20 protein-coding genes and 2 pseudogenes are annotated in these 21,276 nt (G+C 59.9%); 18 read left to right on the top strand and 4 right to left on the bottom strand.

Translation table 11 applies throughout. From position 1 onward, the window contains the following. Positions 1-208: 208 nt before the first annotated feature. Positions 209-343, bottom strand: a pseudogene (locus B0E42_RS15500) (transposase domain-containing protein); the annotation flags it as partial. On the opposite strand from B0E42_RS15500, the gene B0E42_RS31280 reads away from it, so the two are divergent. Together B0E42_RS31280 and B0E42_RS15495 are read left to right on the top strand one after the other, a co-directional pair. Further along, a complete protein-coding gene (locus tag B0E42_RS31280; RefSeq protein WP_174599580.1) occupies positions 318-584 on the top strand; it encodes a hypothetical protein in 267 nt (88 codons plus the stop codon). The pseudogene B0E42_RS15500 and the gene B0E42_RS31280 sit on opposite strands and share 26 nt — an antisense overlap. After that, the gene (locus tag B0E42_RS15495; RefSeq protein WP_218191458.1) at positions 518-811 is read left to right on the top strand and encodes a calcium-binding protein; all 294 of its coding nucleotides are present in this window, start codon (positions 518-520) and stop codon (positions 809-811) included. The genes B0E42_RS31280 and B0E42_RS15495 overlap by 67 nt, the downstream gene beginning before the upstream one ends. Before the next feature lie 186 nt (positions 812-997). On the opposite strand, the gene B0E42_RS15490 is transcribed toward B0E42_RS15495, so the two are convergent. After that, the gene (locus B0E42_RS15490; RefSeq protein ID WP_077506782.1) at positions 998-4,228 is read right to left on the bottom strand and encodes an ATP-binding protein; all 3,231 of its coding nucleotides are present in this window, start codon (positions 4,226-4,228) and stop codon (positions 998-1,000) included. A 373-nt stretch (positions 4,229-4,601) separates the two neighbouring features. Here B0E42_RS15490 and B0E42_RS15485 point away from each other — a divergent pair, with 373 nt between their 5' ends. From B0E42_RS15485 to B0E42_RS15455, 7 genes are read left to right on the top strand one after another with little or no spacing between them, the layout of a single operon-like run. Next, entirely contained in the window at positions 4,602-5,657 is a 1,056-nt protein-coding gene (locus tag B0E42_RS15485) for an LLM class flavin-dependent oxidoreductase (protein WP_159439824.1), read from the top strand. 27 nt (positions 5,658-5,684) lie between these two features. Further along, the gene (locus tag B0E42_RS15480; RefSeq protein WP_018608119.1) at positions 5,685-6,296 is read left to right on the top strand and encodes a cysteine hydrolase family protein; all 612 of its coding nucleotides are present in this window, start codon (positions 5,685-5,687) and stop codon (positions 6,294-6,296) included. Continuing rightward, entirely contained in the window at positions 6,293-7,348 is a 1,056-nt protein-coding gene (trpD, locus tag B0E42_RS15475) for an anthranilate phosphoribosyltransferase (protein ID WP_018608121.1), read from the top strand. The genes B0E42_RS15480 and trpD overlap by 4 nt, the downstream gene beginning before the upstream one ends. Continuing rightward, on the top strand, positions 7,345-8,565 hold the full coding sequence (locus tag B0E42_RS15470) for a phosphoribosylanthranilate isomerase (protein ID WP_077506781.1): 1,221 nt from the start codon (positions 7,345-7,347) through the stop codon (positions 8,563-8,565). Before trpD ends, B0E42_RS15470 begins: the two co-directional genes overlap by 4 nt. Before the next feature lie 25 nt (positions 8,566-8,590). Beyond that, on the top strand, positions 8,591-9,841 hold the full coding sequence (locus B0E42_RS15465; protein WP_174599581.1) for an MFS transporter: 1,251 nt from the start codon (positions 8,591-8,593) through the stop codon (positions 9,839-9,841). A gap of 14 nt (positions 9,842-9,855) precedes the next feature. Further along, positions 9,856-11,274 carry a UbiD family decarboxylase gene (locus tag B0E42_RS15460; protein ID WP_077506779.1) on the top strand — a complete coding sequence of 473 codons (1,419 nt, stop codon included), beginning with the start codon at positions 9,856-9,858 and terminating at the stop codon, positions 11,272-11,274. 48 nt (positions 11,275-11,322) lie between these two features. Next, positions 11,323-11,979 carry an HAD family hydrolase gene (locus tag B0E42_RS15455; RefSeq protein WP_168188524.1) on the top strand — a complete coding sequence of 219 codons (657 nt, stop codon included), beginning with the start codon at positions 11,323-11,325 and terminating at the stop codon, positions 11,977-11,979. Positions 11,980-12,141: 162 nt separating this feature from the next. Here the strand turns inward: B0E42_RS15455 and B0E42_RS15450 are convergent, their stop codons facing one another. Then, positions 12,142-13,191, bottom strand: a complete 1,050-nt coding sequence (locus B0E42_RS15450) for a LacI family DNA-binding transcriptional regulator (protein ID WP_077506777.1) — start codon at positions 13,189-13,191, stop codon at positions 12,142-12,144. A 162-nt stretch (positions 13,192-13,353) separates the two neighbouring features. On the opposite strand from B0E42_RS15450, the gene B0E42_RS15445 reads away from it, so the two are divergent. The 9 genes and pseudogenes from B0E42_RS15445 to B0E42_RS15405 all read left to right on the top strand — a co-directional run bounded on the left by B0E42_RS15445 (position 13,354) and on the right by B0E42_RS15405 (position 20,748). Then, positions 13,354-14,442, top strand: a complete 1,089-nt coding sequence (locus tag B0E42_RS15445) for a fatty acid desaturase family protein (RefSeq protein WP_077506776.1) — start codon at positions 13,354-13,356, stop codon at positions 14,440-14,442. 36 nt (positions 14,443-14,478) lie between these two features. Beyond that, on the top strand, positions 14,479-14,799 hold the full coding sequence (locus tag B0E42_RS15440; RefSeq protein WP_077506775.1) for a MocE family 2Fe-2S type ferredoxin: 321 nt from the start codon (positions 14,479-14,481) through the stop codon (positions 14,797-14,799). An 18-nt stretch (positions 14,800-14,817) separates the two neighbouring features. Beyond that, entirely contained in the window at positions 14,818-16,050 is a 1,233-nt protein-coding gene (locus tag B0E42_RS15435) for an NAD(P)/FAD-dependent oxidoreductase (protein WP_077506774.1), read from the top strand. A gap of 1 nt (position 16,051) precedes the next feature. Next, on the top strand, positions 16,052-16,888 hold the full coding sequence (locus B0E42_RS15430; protein WP_053178882.1) for a sugar phosphate isomerase/epimerase: 837 nt from the start codon (positions 16,052-16,054) through the stop codon (positions 16,886-16,888). 242 nt (positions 16,889-17,130) lie between these two features. Next, the gene (locus B0E42_RS15425) at positions 17,131-18,783 is read left to right on the top strand and encodes a RopAA-2 (RefSeq protein WP_077506773.1); all 1,653 of its coding nucleotides are present in this window, start codon (positions 17,131-17,133) and stop codon (positions 18,781-18,783) included. A gap of 54 nt (positions 18,784-18,837) precedes the next feature. Further along, positions 18,838-19,023 carry a hypothetical protein gene (locus tag B0E42_RS15420; RefSeq protein ID WP_053178885.1) on the top strand — a complete coding sequence of 62 codons (186 nt, stop codon included), beginning with the start codon at positions 18,838-18,840 and terminating at the stop codon, positions 19,021-19,023. Then, positions 19,008-19,169: pseudogene (locus tag B0E42_RS15415) on the top strand (EAL domain-containing protein); the annotation flags it as partial. The gene B0E42_RS15420 and the pseudogene B0E42_RS15415, both read left to right, overlap by 16 nt. Before the next feature lie 129 nt (positions 19,170-19,298). Next, positions 19,299-19,784 carry an ATP-binding protein gene (locus tag B0E42_RS15410; RefSeq protein ID WP_077506772.1) on the top strand — a complete coding sequence of 162 codons (486 nt, stop codon included), beginning with the start codon at positions 19,299-19,301 and terminating at the stop codon, positions 19,782-19,784. A 334-nt stretch (positions 19,785-20,118) separates the two neighbouring features. Next, positions 20,119-20,748, top strand: a complete 630-nt coding sequence (locus B0E42_RS15405; RefSeq protein WP_018608146.1) for a LysE family translocator — start codon at positions 20,119-20,121, stop codon at positions 20,746-20,748. A 39-nt stretch (positions 20,749-20,787) separates the two neighbouring features. Here B0E42_RS15405 and B0E42_RS15400 read toward each other — a convergent pair whose 3' ends face one another. After that, complete coding sequence (locus B0E42_RS15400) at positions 20,788-21,240, bottom strand: Lrp/AsnC family transcriptional regulator (protein WP_018608148.1); 453 nt, start codon at positions 21,238-21,240, stop codon at positions 20,788-20,790. Positions 21,241-21,276 lie beyond the last annotated feature (36 nt).

Raw genomic sequence — 21,276 nt, 5'->3', positions numbered from 1 at the left:
GAGCACAAGGTCGGCAGCCTCGCGCTTGAATTCAGGAGTAAAGGAGCGGCGTTGTTTGGTCATCTGACACCTCGATCTGGCGAGCATTCTCGCCTAAATGGGTGTCCGGTTTCATTAGACCACTACAGACCGGAGCTAGCATCCGGTCGCTGTTTCTTCGAAACCCGTCCGCTGGGCGTAAGCGTCCACCCCTCTCACCTTGCGTAAGTCAGGCCGGCATCCACTGATGCGGTGGCAGTTGCCTGATCTCACTGGCCCGCTGTGTCGGCAACCGCGTCAGCACATCTTTGAGATAAGCATACGGATCATGCCCATTCATGCGCGCCGACTGGATCAAACTCAACGCCACCGGTAACGCCGCGAATAATCAGCTGACGGGCAACGGGGGCAATAACCGCCTGGATGCCGGAAGGGCAATGACTGGCGGCGCGGCGGCGCGGGCAACGACCTTTACCAATTTGATCGCAACGCAAGCCAGGGCGTCATTGATGATTTCGACTCTGCAACGAATACCGATGTGCTGCAATTCGGTAGCGGAATCTCCGCTGATCAGCTGTGGTTTCGTAAAAACGGCATGGATCTAGAGGTCAGTATCATCGGCACGGCAGACAAGGTGACGATTTCCAAATGGTCATCCTCGGACCAGGCTGGTACGCAAAAGGCTCAGCATGTCGAACAGTTCCGAACCGCCGATGGCAAAGTCCTGCTGGACAATCAGGTAGACCAACTGGTCGGAGCAATGGCGGCGTTTGCACCACCTGCAGCGGGGCAAACGTCACTGCCGAACAATTACAAAGAGGCGTTGGTATGACGGGATGAGGTTGGTTGCCCATGGCGCTTTGACCGAGTGCACCAAGCACGATATCCGCGCCATCGGCCGGTTGCTGTACCGCTTCAGGCCATTGAATCGGCGGCTAGCATGCCGTATTGCTTGGATGTAGAACCCAACGGCTTCTTGAACCGTCAGGCCGCCTGGAATACTGGAGGCGGCCTTTTGTCATGCGGGTGTATCGGCAGTCATCTGGGGATGGGCGGGTAGCAGGTCCATGACGTTGCAGAAGAGATTACGCTGCCTCCAGTCATTGCGATCGCCGATCACATACAGCCGGCGCTTGGCCCGAGTGGCGGCGACATTGAGGAGGTTGGGTTGAGACACTGCCCAATTGCGAGCGCCGGCGTTTTCGCTGTTACCGCCCAGGACGAGGATGATGACTGCGGCTTCCTTGCCCTGCATGGTGTGGATGGTGCCACGTACGATCTTCCCGTGGAGGCGGTCTTTGAGCTGGTTGCGCACGTCCTGAAAGGGGGTGATGACGGCGATACTGTCGGGCGGCACGCCGTCGGCATCAAGCAACGCCAGCAGGCGTTCGAGGGCGTGCCCTTCGTTGTCGACCCAGTTGCCGGAAGAGCGACCGCTTGCGTGCACCCAACCTGTGGATAGGCGGGCTGGGGTTTCCTTGGCTGGGGACGGGGCAATGGTGCCATAGACCATTGCGCCGTCGTAGGCGATGCGGTTGGCCAGGTCGAACATCGGTTTGTCGCAGCGCCGGTGCACCACCAACGGCAGGCCGACCCAGCATTTTTGGCCTTGGGGGCCGGCCATGCGACCCCAGGGTGTGGCGTGGTCGGCAAGCGTCTGGGCGGACTGGCGGTTGGGCAGCCAGTGGGCGTCGACCTGGTAGCGGGTGCGCATGTGTTCAAGCACGGCGTCGGAGACGGTGACGATGGGCTCCAATTGCAGCGGATCACCGACCAGTACGGCACGGCGCGCGCGCCATAGAGCGCCCACCGCAGCCTGCGGGGTGGCCTGGCCAGCTTCGTCCACCAGCAACCAGCCGATCTCGCCGCAACCGAGGCTACCGAAGGAGCGGGCGAACGAGGCAAAGGTGCTACTGAGCACCGGTACCACCATGAACAGCGACGCCCAGGCCGAGCGCATCACGGCTTGGGACACACCACGATAACGGCTTCCGGTCAGCAGGCTGGTGATGAAGGCCAAGTTATTGCCCAGGCGCGAGGCTTCGATCTGGAAGAAGGTGCGATGTAGCTTGAGCGCTTCGATGAACACTTTTGACCTGGCCTGGCGCCAGCCTTCGAGGATCCAGGGTTCGAGCAATTCGATCTCGCTGCCTCTGCCGAGCTGGCCTTGCGCGAGCCAAATCAGCAGGTGTTCGGCCTGGCCGGCCTGGGCAACGCTACGAGCCTTGTCGATTTGCAGGGTGGCGTGGCGTATGGCTTCGTTGATCTCCTGTTCGTCCGTGGCCAATTGTCGATTGAGTTGGCTGAGCTGGGCGCTGAGTCGCTGCAGTTGGCGTTGGACGCTGTCGAAGGCCTCACGGGCCAGGGCATGGGCGCCGTCGAGCAGGCGTTGCCGGGCGGACCAAGTGCGATGAGCACCCCATAGGCTGAACAGGTTGGCGAGCAAACCGGGCTTTTGTACAAGGTGCGCTTCGAGGGCTTGGAGTTCACGCTGCAGTTGCTCACGGGCGGGCGTTAGCTGTCGGATTTCAAGTGTGGTTTGTTCCTCGTCGAGGCTGCAGCGCTGCGTCAGGCGGATCTGGCGCTCCTGTTCCTTCTCTCTGATCCGCGCCTTGGCACTGATCACGGCCCGGATCCGTTCCAGGATGTCGCTGACCTGAGCACGCAGCGTCTGTTCGGTGTCCTTGGCGGCCTGGTACTGTTTGACGGCGACGCGCCAGAGGGTAGCTTTTTCGGCGGGCGCGAGCAGCTTCATCTGCTGCGCCTGCTCGTTCAGCCACTCACGCATGCCTTTGGGCGCCGGCTCGTTGTCCGCTTCCGGGTTGTCGAGCATGAGCTCACCGGTGTACAGGTCTTCGTCCGGGGCTTGGCTGTCGAGAGGTTCCAGGTTCAGAGGCGCAGGCTCGTTTTCTGATCTCGTCGCTTTAGAAGGACGTTTGCCATAGAAGAAGCGTTCGACAAACTGGGTGCGCTTGGATTTGCTGCCCAACGCTGCAGAGATCAGGCCCCAGGCAGGCCTGCCGCTGGTAAGCTCGGCGAGCTCGCTGAAATATTCGGCATCGGGCAACCAGGACGGGTCGATTTTGTCGCGCTGGGGCAACTCGAGAGTTACGTTCTCGACGGCACCGTTGTTGGAGGAGGCCACCACCATCTCGAAGCCGAACAGGCGCGGGTCAAGTTGGTAAGCATAGCGCTCGCGTCCGCCATCGTTGGCAGATTCGCGGCCATTCTGGATGAAGGCCTCCGAGGCCTTGCTCAGCGAAGCCAACACATCGGCCCGCTGCGTCACCACGGCGGCGATCAGGTCGCGCAGCAGGGTTGTCTTCCCGGTGCCTGGCGGGCCGTTGACGCCCATCACGCCGGTGTCGTTGCCCAACGTCTGCAGCAGACTGTTGACCGCCAGTTGCTGGGAGTGCACCAGGCCCAGGTGCCGTTCGGCAGGCCAGCAGCCGACGGCGTAGCGCGAGGGGGCGAGGCGATCGATTAGCGCAAGGTCCGCGCGGGGCTGGTCGAGATGCAGCCGCTGGCTGGGGTCGTGCAGGCTCAGATAACGGGCTAGCGGGTCACTGGTCTTGCCGTGGGCCAGGGCATCGGCCACGTCGGCCAGATCGCTGAGCAGGAAGCTGTTGAGTGGATCGTCTTCTTGTTCGGGCTTGTCCGGGTTGATCGGCGCTGAGCGGAAGCGATGCACGCGCGGCTTGTCGCCGAACAACGCATCGAGCCCGAGGGTCTGGCGGATAAGCTCGGTCATGCTTGCCAGGTCGGCAGCCATGACCACACCTCCAAGCAGGCTGTTGGCCTGTTCGCGAAGGAACTTCTGGGTTTCGTCGAAGCCTCGAGTCCAATCCTTATGGTTGATGGCGCAGCCGACAAACCACGCCTCGCTAGACAACACCAGGCTGTCGATCACCATCCTGCCCTGGCTTTCAAATTTCAATGCAAACAGGGCCGACTGTCGACGTTGCGGCTCCTTGTAGCCTTGGTCTGCGCCATAGAGCGCCTCCAACTGGCGGGATACATCCAGATTGTCGTAGAGGTGTGCGTAGAGCGTGTGGCTCCATGCCCGTTTGTTAGGCAGGGGCTGTCTGCTCAGGGGGTTGGCTGGCATCCATGGCAGAATCTGGGCTGAGGCGGGGATGTCCTGGAAATAGGGCTGATAGTCGCTGTCGCGTTTCTTCAGCTTGGGGACCGCCTGAGGTTGCAGTAGCTCGACGGCGTGCCAATAGCGCACGATGTTTTGTGGATTCATTTTCGTCCTTGAAGCGCTTGGGCTTGGATTCCTGCTGGGAAGGATATCAGGCATGGGGGGGACATCGCTTTCTCCCTTCGAGCTGCACCCGTCACCTACCGTACGCGTACCGACTCCAGGTAGTGTTACTAAATGTATCCTTTTGCTGCGAAGCGTCTTAAAAGCCTGTTCGATTCAGGGGGTTGTCGGGCCTGTTTTTTTACGCGATGGGTTTATTGGATCCAATGTGTTTTGCCGCTTTCACGCGTTTGGGGGCACCCGACAGGACGTGGGTGAAGCGAGGCTGGCCGAGAAATTGCTTATGTGGATTTCTGGGGTTGTACGAAAACCATAGACGGATCTAAGGGGACACCTGATGAAGTTGGGAGCTTTTATGATGCCGGCGCATCCGCGCCATCGATCCATCCGCGACGGCCATTTTCACGATCTGGATACGCTGGAGTACCTGGACCGCATCGGTTTTGAAGAGGCCTGGATTGGCGAGCATTACATGATGCCGTCAGAACCATGTCCTTCACCTGACCTGTTGATCGCACAAGCCTTCCTCAAAACCAAGCGCATCAAACTGGCACCCGGGGCCTTTATGTTGCCTTTCCATCACCCGGCGGAACTGGCGCATCGCATCAGTTGGCTCGACCATATTTCCGAAGGGCGCCTCATGGTCGGTATCGGCGCCAGCGGTACCAACCTCGATCTTGAAATGTTCAACATTGATCACAAGTCTGGCGCGCATCGCGAGATGACCGCCGAGTCGATCGCGATCATGACTCGCTTTTGGGAAAGCGAAGGCCCCTTTGAGCATCGCGGCAAGTACTGGACCGTACGGCGGCCCGCCGACCAGATGGACAAGTGTTCGGGCTACCACCTCAAACCCTTCCAGCAGCCATACCCACCGATTGGCGTGACTGGCCTTTCGGCCTCATCCGCCACCCTGGCACTCGCCGGTGCCAATGGCTGGATCCCCATCAGCTTTTGCTTCACTCCCCAATACCTGCATACCCATTGGGCGGCGGTGGAGCGCGGGGCGCTTGAGGCCGGACGCGCTGCGCCGTCAAGAGACATGTGGCGGGTGAGCCGCCCATTCTTCGTCGCCGACACCGATAAAGAGGCCTGGCGTCGTTCGGTGGGCGGTGAGATGGGCCGCTATTTTCGCGAGGACTACCTGCCGATGCTGGCGGGTAACAACGCCTTGGGATTGCTCAAGCATCACCCCGACGTGCCCGACAGCGATGTGACGATGGAGTATGTCGCCCAGCATTGCTGGATCGTGGGTTCTGCCGAAACAGTCAGGCAGCGAATCGAGGATATGCAGGCACAGTCCGGCGGTTTTGGCGTATTGCACATCATGTGCTTCGACCATCTGGATGACCTGGCGGCTACCCGGGACAGTTATGCCGCCCTGGCAGGGATAGTCGCCAACGATTTTTGACTCGTCTCAATGGAATGGGGGAGCACCATGCAACGACCTTTCACAACGGCCAGCGCCACGCACAGTATTGCGTTGCTGGTGATCGATATGCAGCACGATTTTGTCGACGAAGACGCCCCCATTGCCTGCAAGGGGGCCGGCGCCATTGTGCCGCTGATCCACGAATTGGCCGGGTTGGCCCGCACCCTGGGGATCCCGGTTATCTATACCCGCGAGTCGCACCGCAAGCAGAAGGTCGATTTCGGGCTGGAACTGGAGTATGGAGAAACCGAGCATTGCGTCGAGGGGACGCGGGGAATCGAGATCATCGACGAACTGCGGCCCCACGAGAGCGATTATGTCCTGGTGAAGCGCCGTTACAGCGGCTTCTTCGCCACGGACCTAGACTTGCTACTCAAGGGCCTGGGTGTCAATACCCTGGTGCTGACCGGCGTCGCGACGGACGTTTGCGTGCGTGCCACCGCCCAGGATGCCTTGCAGTTGGACTACCGGGTCTGGGTGCCGCACGAATGCGTGGCGGGGACCAGTGAGGCTCGCCATTTGGCGGCGCTGGAACATATCGGTTACGTGCTTGGCCAGGTACTACCTCTGGCGTCGGTCATGCAACACATGCGTGGCAGCTGCGAGATGCCGACATGAGTGCGGTACAGGACGCGAAACCGCTGCCGTGTGCCGATTACCATCAGGTGATTCGCCAGTTGGTCGAAGAGCGGGCCAATCTGACCCGACTGGAGACGAGGCACGTGGTCGAGGCCATTCTCAATTGCCAGTTCAGCGACCTGCAAATTGCCGCCACGCTGGTTGCCTTGAGTCGCAAAGGTGAAACAGCGGACGAGATTGCCGGGGCGGTGGATGCCATTTTGAGCCGCAGTACGCCCTTGCAGACTGGCTTCGACAACGCGGTCGATATCGGCGGAACGGGCGGTGACCGGGCCGGTACGTTCAATATTTCCACCACGGCTGCCTTTGTTACCGCTGCGGTGGGCGTGCCGGTTGTGAAACACGGCAACCGCAGCGTCACCAGCCGTTGTGGCAGCAGTGATGTGATTGCCGCGCTGGGCGTGGATGTTGAGCAACGCAGTAGCGCGCAGCAGATCCGCGCGGACCTTGCCGCGTACAACTTTGCGTTTGTGGCCACCGCCAGTTTTCATCGGTTTGCGCCGCGTATCGGCGAGATCAGGCGTGAGATCGGTGTACGCAGTGTCTTCAACCTGGCGGGCCCGCTGGTTCACCCGGCGGGCGTCAAGCGTCAACTGATCGGCGTCGCACGACCCACTCAGCTTGAGCTGATGGCCGACACGCTGCAAAGACTGGGTCGTGAAGAAGCCTTCGTGGTGCATGGCCTCGATGGCCTCGATGAAGTCAGTTGCGTCGGTGAAACCCGGGTCGCGCATGTCCGTCACGGCACCGTCGAGACGTTCAGCCTGCATCCGCGTGATTTCGGTGTTGACGCTTGCCGCATGCAGGACCTCGTCGGAGGGGACCCAGCACGCAACGCGCAACTGTGCACCGCCATCATCGAAGGTGAGCGAGGACCGCGCAGCGATGCGGTGGTGATCGCAGCGAGCGCGTTGCTGGTGTTGAGCGCCAGGGCAGGGAGTTTCCTGGAAGGCGCATACATGGCTCGCGAAGCGATTGATAGCGGCAAGGCCTATCAGGTTTTTCAAGGATTTTTAGGGCAGGGATTATGAAAGCAACTACCAAGATTTGTGGCATCACCACGTTGGAAGATGCATTGGCGGCCGTGAGTGCGGGAGCCAATGCGCTGGGTTTTGTCTTTTCGCCAAGTCCGCGGCAGGTCAGTGCCGACGTGGTGCGCAGCATCATCAATCAGCTGCCGCCGTTTATCAGCACGGTCGGCGTATTTGTCGATGAACCGTTGCCCTTCGTGCTGGAGACGATCCAGCGCTCCGGCATTTCGATGGTCCAGTTGCAGGGCCATGAGAGCAATGAGTATTGCCAGCAGATCGACAAGCCAGTGATCAAGGGCTTCCGTGTCGCCGCTGAAGTGGATATCGACCTGATCAATAGCTATCAGGTGAGCGCTTATCTGTTCGATACCTATGTTGAGGGGCAAGACGGTGGTACGGGAAAGCGTTTCGATTGGGCGCTGTTGCAGCGTCGTCATTTTTCCCACCCGGTGATCGTCGCCGGAGGCTTGAATGTGAACAACGTGCGGCACCTGATGGAGGCCTTGAGCCCGGACGGGGTGGATGTCAGCAGCGGCGTCTCGGCAACCGCCACCACCAAGGACGGCGCAAAGATGCGCGCCTTTGTCTCGGCGGTCGAGGCGGCGGGGCAGGAGCCACGCCTGGAAAAGTTGGCATTCGGTGAAGTCGATATCCTGCGCGACGCATTCCATGACCGGCCACTGGTGGAGGTCAACGGCAAGCAGTTCCTGATTAACTCGCTGACCGAGCAAGTACCCGCGACCCCGGCGCGGTTGCTGCACGTGGCGGCGCAACGAGTGTGCGAGGCCGCAGAGCTTTCCCCGGGGTTGAAGCTTGTAGGAGAGGAGGACAAGGGCGGAGTGTTGCTGGCTGCGGTCTCGTTGCTCTGCGGCCTGCCATTTGGCATTGCGCGCTGGTATCCGTCGGGGCTCGAAGGGCAGGTCAAGGTCGGCTTCGACTGTGAGTATATTTCCGGCGAGTTGTACCTCAACGGCGTCGAGCCCGGTGATAGGGTGGTGATTGTCGATGATCTGATCAGCACCGGTGGCACGCTCATCGGTTTGATCGAGGCGGTGCGGCGGGCAGGCGCGCATGTCGAACAGATTATCTGTGTGGCCGAGAAGCTCGAGTACGCCGGCGTCGAGCGGGTGCGCAATGTCACTGGCCTGGAGGTCAAGACCCTGGTTCGCGTGCGAGTGTCCGGGGCCACTTCCAGCGTGGTCAGCGTCGCCTATTAACGTCTGCAAGTGCGAGAACAGTGTGATGAAAACCAGAATCTTTCCAGGATGGTACGTGGTGTTCGCGGCGCATCTGCTGCTGGCTCTTATCTTTGGTGGCGCTTACTCCTTCGGCGCGTTCTTTTCACAGATCCAGTCCAACTTCGATGTGGGGCGTTTTTCCGTGGCCTCGGTGTTTTCACTGACGGCGTTCATCTACTACGTGGTCGGGGTGTTTTCCGGTTCCTTGGCGGATCGCATCTCTACCCGCGTCGTGGTCGGGGTGGGCATTGTCTTGCTGGCGCTGGGGTTCTTCCTCAGCAGCCTTGCCCCGGGATCGTTGCAACTATTCCTCGTGTGTTTCTGTTCCTTGGTCGGGCTGGGGGTAGGCCTGGTGTATGTGCCCACGGTGACCGCGGTCCAGCGCTGGTTCGTCAAGAATCGCAGCAAGGCTTCGGGCATTGCACTGGCGGGAACCGGGGTTGGAACGTTTGTCGGTCCGTCCGCCGCCGGGCTGCTGATGCAGCACTTTTCCTGGGAGTCGACCTTGCAGATTTTTGCGGGGGCGATACTTGTGGTGGGGCTGCTGGTGGCGTCGCTGGTCAGGAGCAATCCGCAAGAGCTGGGGCTCTTTCCGGATGGCTTCACTCCGGCTGATGCGAGCCCCGGGCGTCAGGCGGCGCCCAGCGGCATGCGCCTGGCCGAGGCGGCGAGTACTGGGCGGTTCTGGTGGTATTTCGGGGCGATATTTTTTGGTTCGGTTGGGCTATTTCTCGCGCTTGTGCACATCAACCCCTACGCGCGGCAGTTTGGTATTTCCGCCACCCAGGCCAACTTGTTGATCGGGCTGATTGGTGTGGGCAACGTCGCCGGCCGCTTGTTTCTGGGCAGCATCGGGGACCGGATGGGCGCGCGTCGCCTGCTGATCGTTCTGACCTTCGCGCTGGTGCTGCTCAATCTACTGTGGCTGGGTGCCCATACGTTCACCACGCTGGCGCTGTTCGCCCTGTGTTTTGGTGTGGCCAATGGTGGCTGTATATCCCTTTACCCATCGGTGGCCGCCAGTTGGTTCGGCACGGCGAATCTGGGGGCGATCCTGGGCTCGCTCTACATATCGGTAGGGGTGGCCGCCTTGATCGGCGGGAGCGTCGCGGGGCTGCTATTCGACCTGTATCAGAGTTACTCGGCGTCGATCCTGCTGGGTGCGCTCTGTGCGCTGCTATCGGTGGTGTTCGTCCTGATTGCCGGGCGCCAGGTGCCTGAAGTTGCGATCCCGGCGGCCTCGGCGGGTTCCTGAGCGAGGGCGCGGTGATGACAGACGGTCTTGAGATTCATGACCTGCGTTCGGCGCTGGAGGTGCTTGAGCGTTACGGGCAAACCGTGGCATACATCGATGCACCGATTGATCCGAACCTGGATTTACTAAGTGATTACCTGGGGGCGTACCGAACAGCGACCAACTCGGTGATGAGCGCTGAACAGCCTCTGCGCTTGTACCGCAAGCCGCGCACGGGGGCGTTTGCGGTGTTGCTGGGGGTTTTCGGCAGCCGGGCCAACACGCGGATTCTCCTGGACCCTCAAGGCCGGCACGGCACGGAGGTGTGCAACGCCGAGTTGGTGTATCGGGCGATCATGAGCCCGATCGAGCCGGTCATGGTGCGTTCTGCGGCGGAACGGGTGGTGGTGGAACAGCCCGACTTGCACACGCTGCTGCCCGCGCTCACATGTTCGGCCGGTGACCCGGGGCCGACCATTACGCTGGGTATGGTGTATGCCCGCGATGAGCGCAGTGGCGCGACCAATTGCTCGGTGCATCGCATCACGATCAAGCCCTCTTCGGTGGCGATTGCGATCTATCCGGGAGGCGACCTGCAACGCCTGATTGATCTGCATACCCAGCGAGGCGAACGGTTGCCGGTTTCAGTCAATATTGGCATGGACCCGGCCATCTATATTGCGGCGGCCTTGAGTAAACCGGCCCTCGGTTTTGGTGACGACGAATTGGGCGTGGCAGGCGCAATTCGCGGACGCGGTGTCGAGCTTGCGCCGTGTTATTCCAACGCCGGACGGTTTGTCGAACACGCGCAGATCGTGTTGGAGGCGAGCCTGGGGACCGAAATGGAGGCGGAGTCAGAGGTTGGTGATGCGCACTCCATGCCGGAGTACCTGGGTTACTACTCACCGTGCGGCGAAGTCTCGACGCTGCGTGTGAGCGCCTTGAGTCACCGCCCGGGTGCCTTGTATCAGGCGCTCTCGGGGCCGGGTCGAGAGCAGTCGGAGTTATTGGGTGCGGGCCAGGAAGTATCGATCCTGCGGTTGCTCAGCGAGTGGGGAATGAACAGGCTGGTCAAGGATATCGTGGCGCAACCCGCCGGCGGCGGACACCTGTTTACCGTGTTGCAGGTGGTCAAGTCCTGCGAGGCGGATGATCAACTGGTCAGGCAGCTCTCGCAGCGCCTGCTCGAAGCCATCTCCAGCACCAAGAATATTGTGCTGGTGGACGAGGACGTCAACCCCTGTTCCTCCGAGGACGTGTTGTGGGCCATGTCCACCCGCTTTCGGGCAGAAATGGATATTCACGGCACCCGACCGCTGCCAGGCACGCCGCTTGATCCTACGCTGTCGAGCCTTTACTGCCCGGGGGAGTACACGGGGACCGCACCCAAAAGCGTCTTCGATTGCACGGTGCCGTTTGCCTTGCGCCCACGGTTTCGCCGGGCGTTTGCCTGAGTGGTTTTTGCCCCTTTGAGTGATCCATCGTCTATGCACTATTGCACCTTGTTGGTTGATTTCGATGGCACGCTGTTCGACACCCGCAACGCGATCCGCAAAACCCTTGAAGCCCTGGCCCGCCGCCGTGGTGTGGCGCCGTTTGCCGTGCACTTGATCGACCAGGTGATCGATCAGGGACTCTCGTTGGTGGATATGCTGGCTGTGTTGCTGGGGCCTGCGGATGGGCTTGAGTTACCGGCGTGGGCCGCTGACTATCGGGCGATCTACAACGGCGGATTGGGCGTTGCCGAGAGTGCGCCTTATCCCGGTATTGAAACCATTTTGCAGCAGATGCACGAGGCGGGTAAGGAGCTGTTTATTGTTTCCAACAAGGGCGAGGTCTCGATCCAGGCCACCCTTGAGCAATACCATCTGGGCTCGTATTTTCGCGGGGTAGTGGCGGCTGTCGGTGATCGCGCGCCCAAGCCGGGCCCGGAGAGCTTTTTTGAACAGATCAAGCCCCGGATGCGTCACGGCGACAACGCCCGGGTTCTGGTGATCGGCGACACCGAGATCGATCTCGGGTATGCCCGCAGCCTTGGCGTCGCGAGTTGCTGGGCCGCTTACGGGTACGGGCTGGCGTCACGCTGCGAGGTGCTGGCGCCGGATTTCGTTATCCTGACGGCGATGGATCTGCTGCGATTGGACGATTGCCGCGCGTAGATGCGGTCGGGCACCAGGAATCAGTCTACGGAACGAATAATTTGCCTATCAGGACGAACTCTTGGATGAGTTGGGTTTTGAAGCGTTTGGAATGACACCAGCGTTGGGGCTGCATGAAATTAGGTGCACCACGAAGGTAAAGGTCACCTATACCGCCGCCCATCAGCTTTGGGAATTCTCCGATGTCACAATCTGCAACGGAATGTGCACCCGGTGACGCACAGGATCGAACTGCTGCGCAGTCTGCAATTCCACCAGTAGATCCACCAGCGCCGTTGCAGTCTGGCGCGGCTGAGAATCGATCACCACGTCGACCAAACCCTGGGCCAGGGCTTGGCGTGACAGCTCGGTGGACTCCTGCAAAATGCAACACAGCGCCGGGCGCTTGGGCAGTTGCGCCAAGGCGTTGATAATCCCGTCGCCACCGCCGCCTACCACGCACAACCCGCGCAAATCGTCATGCCGAACCAGCAGGTCGAGGGTTGCTTCTTCGGTGATGTCGCAGTTATCCAGATTGATCAGCGGCTCCAGCGGGCGCAACCCAGGTGCGTGTTCGGCCAAGTAGCTGTGCAAGCCTTCGACCCGCTCCTGGTGACCAAGAAAGCGATGTCCGCCGAGCAGAATGCCGATGCTGCCTTTGCGCGCGCCACAGGTGCGGGCCAGCAGCCACCCCATCGTGCGTCCGACTACCTGATTGTCCTGGCCGACATAGGGCTCGGCCGCCGCCCCATGAATGCCCGACAGCAATGCCACCACGGGCACTCCGGCCTCGCGAATCTGGGCAAGGGCGGCGTTGATCAGTGGGTGGGCGAAGCTGACCACCGCCAGGCCGTCGCACTGCACCGCCAACTGTTCGATCTGGGCGATGATGGCGCTGGGGGTGCGATCAAAAACGTATTCGAATTGGCAGGTCAGGTTGGCCCCGGCCTGGCGCTGCGCGGCCTCGGTGATGGCTTGGGCCAGGTTGGCGTAGAACGCCTGGGCGGTACCCAGTAGCAGGATGCCGAAACGGTACGTGGGGCGGCGTTCGAGAATGCGTTGGCCGATCAGCCGCGCGGCAAAATAGCCCACGGCTTCGGCGGCCTGAAGCACCTGTTCGGCAGTGGCTGGATTAACCGGGGCGCGAGCGTTGAGCACGCGGTCGACGGTGGCGACACTTAAGCCTGCGTGTTCGGCGACCGTGGCGATGGTGGGGCGTTTATTGTTACTCATGATGCACCTTCAGAGCGTCTTGATAGAAAACTATCAAGCCCCGCAGGAGCTGGATGATAGCTTGATAGGGAATGTATTCAAGACCTTGAGGGGGCCTTTCACGCTCTCTATATTTTCTTTCGCAAAGCACCTGACATCTCACGCTTGCGGAGAACAATAACAATGTCTCAAGACAACACCGCCTCTACTCGGGACTATCGCCTGACCGGCCCTGAAGCCGCCCGCGCGGCTGAAAAAGGCCTTGTATCGGCCAGTTGGTACCAGTCGCCCGTTTCCCGTCAACGCATGAAGCAACTGATGCAGCGCCGCGACGGCCCGGCCTTGCTCGACACCGCCATCTGGCTGCTGGCCCTGGTGATCACCGGCCTCGGCGGCTACTGGTTCTGGGGCACTTGGGCTTGTGTGCCGTTTTTCCTTGCGTATGGCGTTCTATACGCCACCGCCTCCAACCCGCGCTGGCATGAAACCGTTCACGGCACCGCCTTCAAGACCCGCTGGATGAATGATGCGCTCTACCAGGTGGCGAGCTTCATGTGCATGTTCGAGCCCCATGTGTGGCGCTGGAGCCATGCCCGGCACCATACCGACACCATCGTCGTCGGCCGCGATCCGGAAATCGTCGAACCGCGTCCACCGAGCTTGTTCATGATGCTGCTGAGCCTGTTCCAGATCCCGTTGCTGCTGAAAACGATGGGGGGGGTGTGCCGGCACGCGGTTGGCAAAATGGGTGCCGAGGAACAGACGTTCATCCCTGAGTCCGAATGGTCCAAGGTGTTCCTGGCGGCCCGTATCTGGCTGGTGATTTACGCCGTTGTCTTTGGCGCGGCGCTTTACCTGCACAGCTGGTTGCCGCTGATGTATATCGGCCTGCCCATCCTGTATGGCGGCTGGTTGTCCTACCTGTTAGGCCTCACCCAACATGTGGGCCTGGCGGAAGACGTGCTGGACCACCGTAGCAACTGCCGCACCATCTATATGAACCGGGTACTGCGCTTTCTGTACATGAACATGAACTATCACCTTGAGCACCACATGTACCCGATGGTGCCGTACCACGCCCTGGCGCAACTCCATGAAGAGATCCGCCACGACTGCCCGCCGCCTTACGCCAACATAGGCGAGGCCTTCAAGGAAATCATTCCGACCCTCTTGAAGCAGCGCAAGGACCCGACGTATTTCGTGCGACGCCCCGTCGGTAGCTCAAGGCCTGCCACCGACGCTCATCCACAGGCTGAAGCCACCCTGGGCTGACACCTTCCGGCTGTATCCCGAACAAGAGAAAACGCCATGAACGATCAATGGATCGATGTATGCGCCGTGGGCGAAATCAATGAAGAAGACGTCATTCGCTTCGACCACGGTCCGCGTACCTATGCCATCTACCGCTCTGCTGGCAACGAGTTTTTTGCCACTGCTGGCCTGTGTACTCACGAGTCGATCCACCTGGCTGACGGCCTGGTGATGGACCATGTCATCGAGTGCCCCAAGCACAACGGGCGCTTTGACTATCGCACCGGCAAAGCCTTGGGGGCGCCAGTGTGCGTCAATCTCAAGACCTATCCGGTACGGGTCGACGCGGGACGGGTTCTGCTCGCCATTTCGGCTTGACCGCCAGGAGTGCACGCCATGAACGCTCCACTGATTATCGTCGGCGCCGGCCATGCCGGTGGCCGTGCCGCGCTGACCTTGCGCGAGCAGGGTTATACCGGTCGGCTGATCCTGATCGGCGATGAACTCCATTTGCCGTACGAGCGTCCTCCGCTGTCCAAGGGCTTGCTGCAGGGCACGATGGACCTGGACGATTGCAGCCTGTGGAGAGATAGCCAGCGCACTGGACTGAACATCGAACACCTGGCGGGCAACCCGGTAAAAAGCCTGGATCCGCAGCACCACCGCCTGCAATTGACCGACGGACGTTGGTTGCCCTACAGCCGATTACTGTTGGCGACCGGGGGCCGAGCGCGTCGCTTGTCCCTGGTGCCTGAACCTCTGGCCAACGTGCTTTACCTGCGCACCCATGACGAAGCCCTGGCCCTGCGCAGCGCATTGATGCCCGGCACGCGCCTGGTGATCATCGGCGGTGGCTTTATCGGCCTCGAAGTCGCGGCAACGGCCCGGACCTTAGGCTGTCAGGTGACGTTGCTGGAAGCCGGGCCACGACTGGCCGGGCGAGTCTTGCCTGAAGCTGTGTCCCAGGCCTTGTTGGAATTGCATCGGCAACACGGCGTTGACGTGCGGCTGAACGTAGCGCTTGAAAGGGTACAAGGCATTGAACGCGCTGAGGCGGTGCAACTGGTGGACGGCCAGGTGCTGCCCTGTGACTGGGTGGTGGTCGGTATCGGCATGCAACCCAACATCGAATTGGCCGCGGCGGCGGGGCTTGAAGTGGGCCAGGGGATTCGAGTCGATGCCCAGTTGCGCACCAGCGCGCCAGACATCTTTGCTGCCGGCGATGTGTGTGAGTTTCGCCTGCACGCCGACGCGTTATTCCAGCGCCAGGAAACCTGGCGCAATGCCGAGACCCAGGGCCGCCACGCGGCATTGAATCTGTTGGGCGGCGAGTTGCCGTTCGAGGGTGTTCCCGGCTTCTGGTCTGATCAGTACGACTGGGGCTTGCAGACAGTGGGCGTGATCTCACCGACGCCACCTTCGGCCGTTCGTACCTTGGCAGGCGGTGGTCTGCTGCTGTTCTACCTGGACACCGAGCAACGTTTGCAAGGTGCCTGCGGTTGGGGGCAGGGCAACAGCGTTGCCAAGGACATCAAGTTGTGTGAACGGCTGATTGCCAACTTGACCCCACTCTCTGTGGACGCATTGGCCGACGCCGATGTGTCGCTCAAACATCTGCTAAGGCCCTGACATGCGTGAATTCCTGGTATTTCAGTCCCTGTGGGCCATGCAAGATCACCGTGGTCAATGCGATCTTTCCCTTGAGGCGCAGGTGGAGAAGATTGCCGCTGCTGGCTTCGATGGGATCACCGACCATTTCTGGATCGCGCCACAGGCCGAGCGCCTGCATGCCGCTGCCAAGGCGCAAGGCCTGCAAATCGAAGGTCAACTGTTTCCCCGCACCGTGAGTGACTTGGCGCAAGCGCTTGAGGTTGCCTCCCGCTACGGCTGCCACCACCTCACGTTGCAAGCCGACGTCCGGCCGCGCACGCTGGCACAGGCGATCACACTGATCGAAGGCTGGCAGCGTTTGGCCGAGCAGGTGGACTTTCCGATCCTGCTGGAAACCCACCGCTATCGTCTCACCAGCGACCTGTTGTTCACCCTCGACTTGCTCGCGCAGATGCCCGACCTCAAATTGTTGGCTGACTTGTCCCATTACGTCGTGGGCCGCGAATTGCCTGAGTCGGCCACTGCCGAAGACGACGAACAGATTCACACCATCCTACGACACAGTTGGGGTTTTCATGGGCGGGTCGCTAATAGTGAGCAGGTCCAGGTGCCCTTGACCTTCGCCCAGCATCGCCCCTGGCTGGACCGGTTTCTGGGCTGGTGGCGTTACGGAATCAAGGATTGGCTGGCGCGACCGAACACACCCGCGAGCCTGTCCTTCACCTGCGAGCTTGGCCCGCCACCCTATGCGATCACAGGGAGTGATGGGCGCGATATAACGGATCGCTGGGGCGAGGCGCTGATGCTGAAGGAACTGATGCGCGGTGTTTGGGATGAGTGTCAGGCGGGGCGCTGATCCAAGGCATGATTGGTTGTGACGGTCTGTATCAGTGGAAAAAACGGGTGAGGTCCAGATTGGAAAACCGCTGTTGCGGCGGTCAATCCACGGCGCGGGTTATCCAGTAGCCGCTTGGTGTTCATTTTTATCACATCCTTTGGAACGCTTCTCTCGGCACGGTCACTCAGGTGTAAGGATGTCGCCGCTCATACCGGGGTCATTTGCATTCTTCCAGCTGCCGATCACTAAGAGGACATGCCATGGATACGCCTAATGTACGTGCAAGCCGCGAGCTGACTCGTGTACCTGATGAGATACAGCAGGAAGCCACGCAACAGGCCTCTCACTCTCCTGACCTCGGCGCTATCGGGTTAGCGATGAGCACGCGGCTTCAAAACCATTTCGAGGCTCACCTTGAAACAGAAGCGGGCTCCGATCAACCCGCTGCCCCTGCTTCAAGCGCCCGCAACGCGGAGCTGAACGCCATTCGCGATGACCGTGCTCAACGGTTGGAGGCAGGCGGCTATAACGTCCATGACATGGAGAAGGCGGAAAAAAACGCGGCCAGGGCCGACAGATTGTTTGCCTCAATAAAGTCAGGGATGGGGGGGACGCCTTTTGCAGCGCTTACCGAGGCAGGAAATTTCCAGCCGTCCATCCTCCAGGTAGCGGGCCAGCATGCCAATACCGTACGCGAAGCGGCTATAGAGAACGCCATGGCGTGCTTGTATGCCGGTATGGCGGATGCTGGCGGTAACAAGATGATTGCGGGCTTCAAGCCTGGTTATTACCTTAAGCCCGAGAGCAATACGCTGCACCCGGCGCTTCAAGCATCAGTGGCGGAAAAGCTGCTGGCGTTGGACAAAGGTCCATTGCGTAATGCTTTTGACGAAGCCAATAAGTGGCTTACCGGGTTTGCCGTACGTAATACGGCAATGTACGCGTCAACGCTTGCCATGACGGCTGCTGGCAAAGAGCACCTGGATGCAGTCCTGCAGCCTGCGCTACGACCGGTCACGGCTATCATCGTGGGCATGGCAATCGAGCATTACCATGTGAGCCGCGATCGCACTAACCATTTAGCTGACCCTGCGATGCTCTATGGTCGTCGCGATGCTGTGCCGCAAGGGCAGGCTCATAAGCCTATTGATCAAGATACCGAATGGCTGGATGACTTCCAGACGTTAAAGGATCTCGACGCCACTGCCCTGGTCAAGATGGTCTCCGCGCGGCTGGGTGAAGGCGCGGCTACGGCTCTGAATGCGGTCATCAGCGGCGATGCCTTGAAAGAGATAGCAGACCCGGTCAGCGTTTTAGGAAATGGTCTGCTGATTGGCGGTTTTTCTGCCATGGGCGCGGGTACAGCCGCCACAGCCAACTTGGCCAAGTCGAAGGAGCTGGGAAAAATGGCGGCCACCGCAGCCTCGGAGGGTGTAAAAAACGTATTGGGTACCCTGGCTTTCGGGCTGTGGGCAGCTGGTGCCTCGCTAGGTGGATCATTGCCGAAAAAAGCCGTCGCTGCTGTCGATACCCATGTACCAAAAGCAGTAGAAGGGAGCGCAGATGCTGCTGGCAGGGTGGCGGTCAAGGGAGGTGAGCTTGCAGTCAAGACATCGCTCACCGGCGCCAGATTTGCCAAGGAGACAGCTGTTTCAGCGACCCACCACACAAAAAGTGCAGCCCAAGCGGCAGGGGATGGAGTCATTGGCGTTGCCAGCGCCATTGGCACCACCTCCCAATCGGCCTGGGACAAAAGCATTGGAGCCCTGAGGCAACGCGCCGCGGCCACCTCTCAAAGCCAAACCGTTCATGGTCAGAGCGTGCCCATGCAACCGCTCGCAGCTACGCAGGTCCAAACCTCGTCCTCAGCACCCGCGCGTCCGCCTGCTCAGGATGATGGCGATATCGTGTAGCAGCCTTTCTCGTCGAGAGAACGTCATTGAAAAGTATGTGGCTGGCGACGATCGTTGTATGCGACGGCCGGTTCGACAACGGTTGCTGTCCTCGACGCGGCGAGCTTCTGGATCACAGGTTATTTTGAGGAGACGAAGATCCGGCAGATCCACGTCGGCAAGCCGGCGCGGATCATGCTGATGGGCTTTGATCAGCCTGTGTCGGGGCATGTCGAAAGCATCGAGGCGAGAAGGTGGTAGACCCTGAGCACCTCAAATCGATTTTCGTGGAGTACGAGCGCCAGGGTTTCATTACCGCTGTCGACGATTTTGGCGCGGGCTATTCGGGCCTCAACCTGCTGGCCATGTTCCAGCCGCAGGTGCTGAAGATTGACATGGCACTGACCCTCCAAGCCCTTCATCATGTTTCCTGATGGGTGTGAACACTGCCAGTCCGTTGCTCATTCGTCATTCACCGCATTGCGTCCAAAATACTCGATGGGCCATTATCGGACCTCGACATAAGGACACGTCCCATGCCCACGCCTGTACTCCACCTCTTGTGCGGTAAAATTGCTTCGGGAAAATCCACGCTGGCCCGATCGTTAAAGGCTGAGCATTCAGCCGTTTTGTTGAGCGAAGATCACTGGCTTTCAAGGCTCTACCCTGATCAGATCAAATCGGTAGCGGACTACATCCTGCATGCGCATCGGATCCGGGATGTTCTGGGGCCGCTGGTCATCGACATGCTCTCGACGGGGACTTCCGTGGTTCTCGATTCTCCTGCCAACACCCCAGCAGATCGTCACTGGCTACGCAGCTTGGCTGACGCTGCGAAAGTCCCTCATCGTGTTCACTACATCGAAGTGGAAGATGACATCTGCCGTCAAAGGCTGCACCACAGGAATGCGCGTGCCGAGCATGACTTCGCAGCCACTGATGCTGAATTTGACCTGATCACGAGCTACTTTCGTGCACCCGACCAGACGGAAGGACTGGATGTTGTCATACACCGGATTTGATCCGTTGAAAATATAGGGGCATTAAAGGTGGGGTTACATCTCGCGAAATACAGGGCATCGAATCCATAGGTTCGCTACGGCAGGAGTGCTTCACGACCCCATCCAGTTATCCAAGAAATCCGTGAGTATGTCTGTGGATAACCACGCCGATGCCAGGTAGGCAGGGCGTTTTAACGAGCGCTCAAAAAATGTACAGGCAGGTTGGCATCACCGCCCGCCGTAGGCCATTGAATTTAAACAGGGCGCTGAAAACCGGGATCACTTTGCAAGCATGTTCCGAAGTAGCTAGTTAGAGTGGATAGCCGTACAGCTGCCGACTGCCATGGAGATCCAAATGAGCGACTTATCCCTGCTGCTTGCCTTCATCGCTGCTGCGTCAGTGCTCACGGTTACCCCCGGCGTGGACACAGCCATGGTGCTTCGCGCTACAGCGACCGGGGGACGACGTTCGGCGGCGATGGCCTCTATCGGTATTGTGCTTGGGTGCCTGGTGTGGGGAGCCGCGGTGTCATTGGGGCTCGGTGCCTTGTTGCAAGCTTCGGAGTGGGCTTATCTTGCGCTGAAAATTGTGGGTGCCGCTTATCTCGTCTGGCTGGGTGTAAAACTGCTGCTGCGACCCAGGACAACGCTGCAAGGGCAGGGGATCGAGAACATGGCTGGCTCTTCGCGTGACGCCTTTATTCGCGGATTATTAACGAACCTGCTGAACCCCAAGATTGGTGTCTTCTACATCACGTTCCTCCCCCAGTTTGTCCCGAGTGGCGCGAGCGTGGTCAGTTACTCCTTCTTCCTTGCGGCGTTACACGTGCTGTTGACGCTGGCCTGGTTCGGCATTCTGGTAGCGGCGACGGTGCCGCTGAGCAATTTCCTGAAGCGTCCGGCGGCCCTGAAGGCACTTGACCGACTCACGGGCGGTGTTTTTGTCGCGTTTGGGCTCAAACTGGCTGTTTCCAATCCGGCTTGAGCCGAAGCTCTATGTATGGCCGCCCGCGGTTCTCCAAGCTTAGGCACGGTCGTTCTTTGGCGTGTCCATTACGATGTAGCTCGTAATCGAAGAAACATGCGGCTGCGTACCCAAGACCTCACTGTGGAATGTCTTGTAAGCCTTCATGTCCGCCAGCTCGACACGCAGAAGATACTCAAACGTCCCGGTGACAGTGTGAAACTCAACCACATCCGGACAGGCGCAGATCGCTTTTTCAAAAGCCCGAAGCGTGTCCTTCGTGTGGTTGGAGAGTCCTACGGTCACGTAGGCCACAAACCCTGCTCCCAGGCGAGACCTATCGATGACTGCCCTATAGCCTGTGATGACCCCAGATCGCTCTAGCTCTTGAACCCTTCTCAGGCAGGCGGAGGCAGACAGCCCGACTCGTTCGGCCAGCTTCAAATTGGTCTGGCGGGCGTCCCGCGAAAGCTCACGCAATATTCTCCTGTCAATTTGATCAAGTTCGCTCATTAGTTGTGTTTGTCCTGGATTTATTCGTGATTATGC

Origin of the sequence: Pseudomonas sp. A25(2017) (genome assembly GCF_002001065.1) — a bacterium.
Lineage (GTDB): Bacteria > Pseudomonadota > Gammaproteobacteria > Pseudomonadales > Pseudomonadaceae > Aquipseudomonas > Aquipseudomonas kilonensis.
Note: the sequence above shows the minus strand (reverse complement) of the source record. Positions and strands in the feature narration are given on the sequence as shown.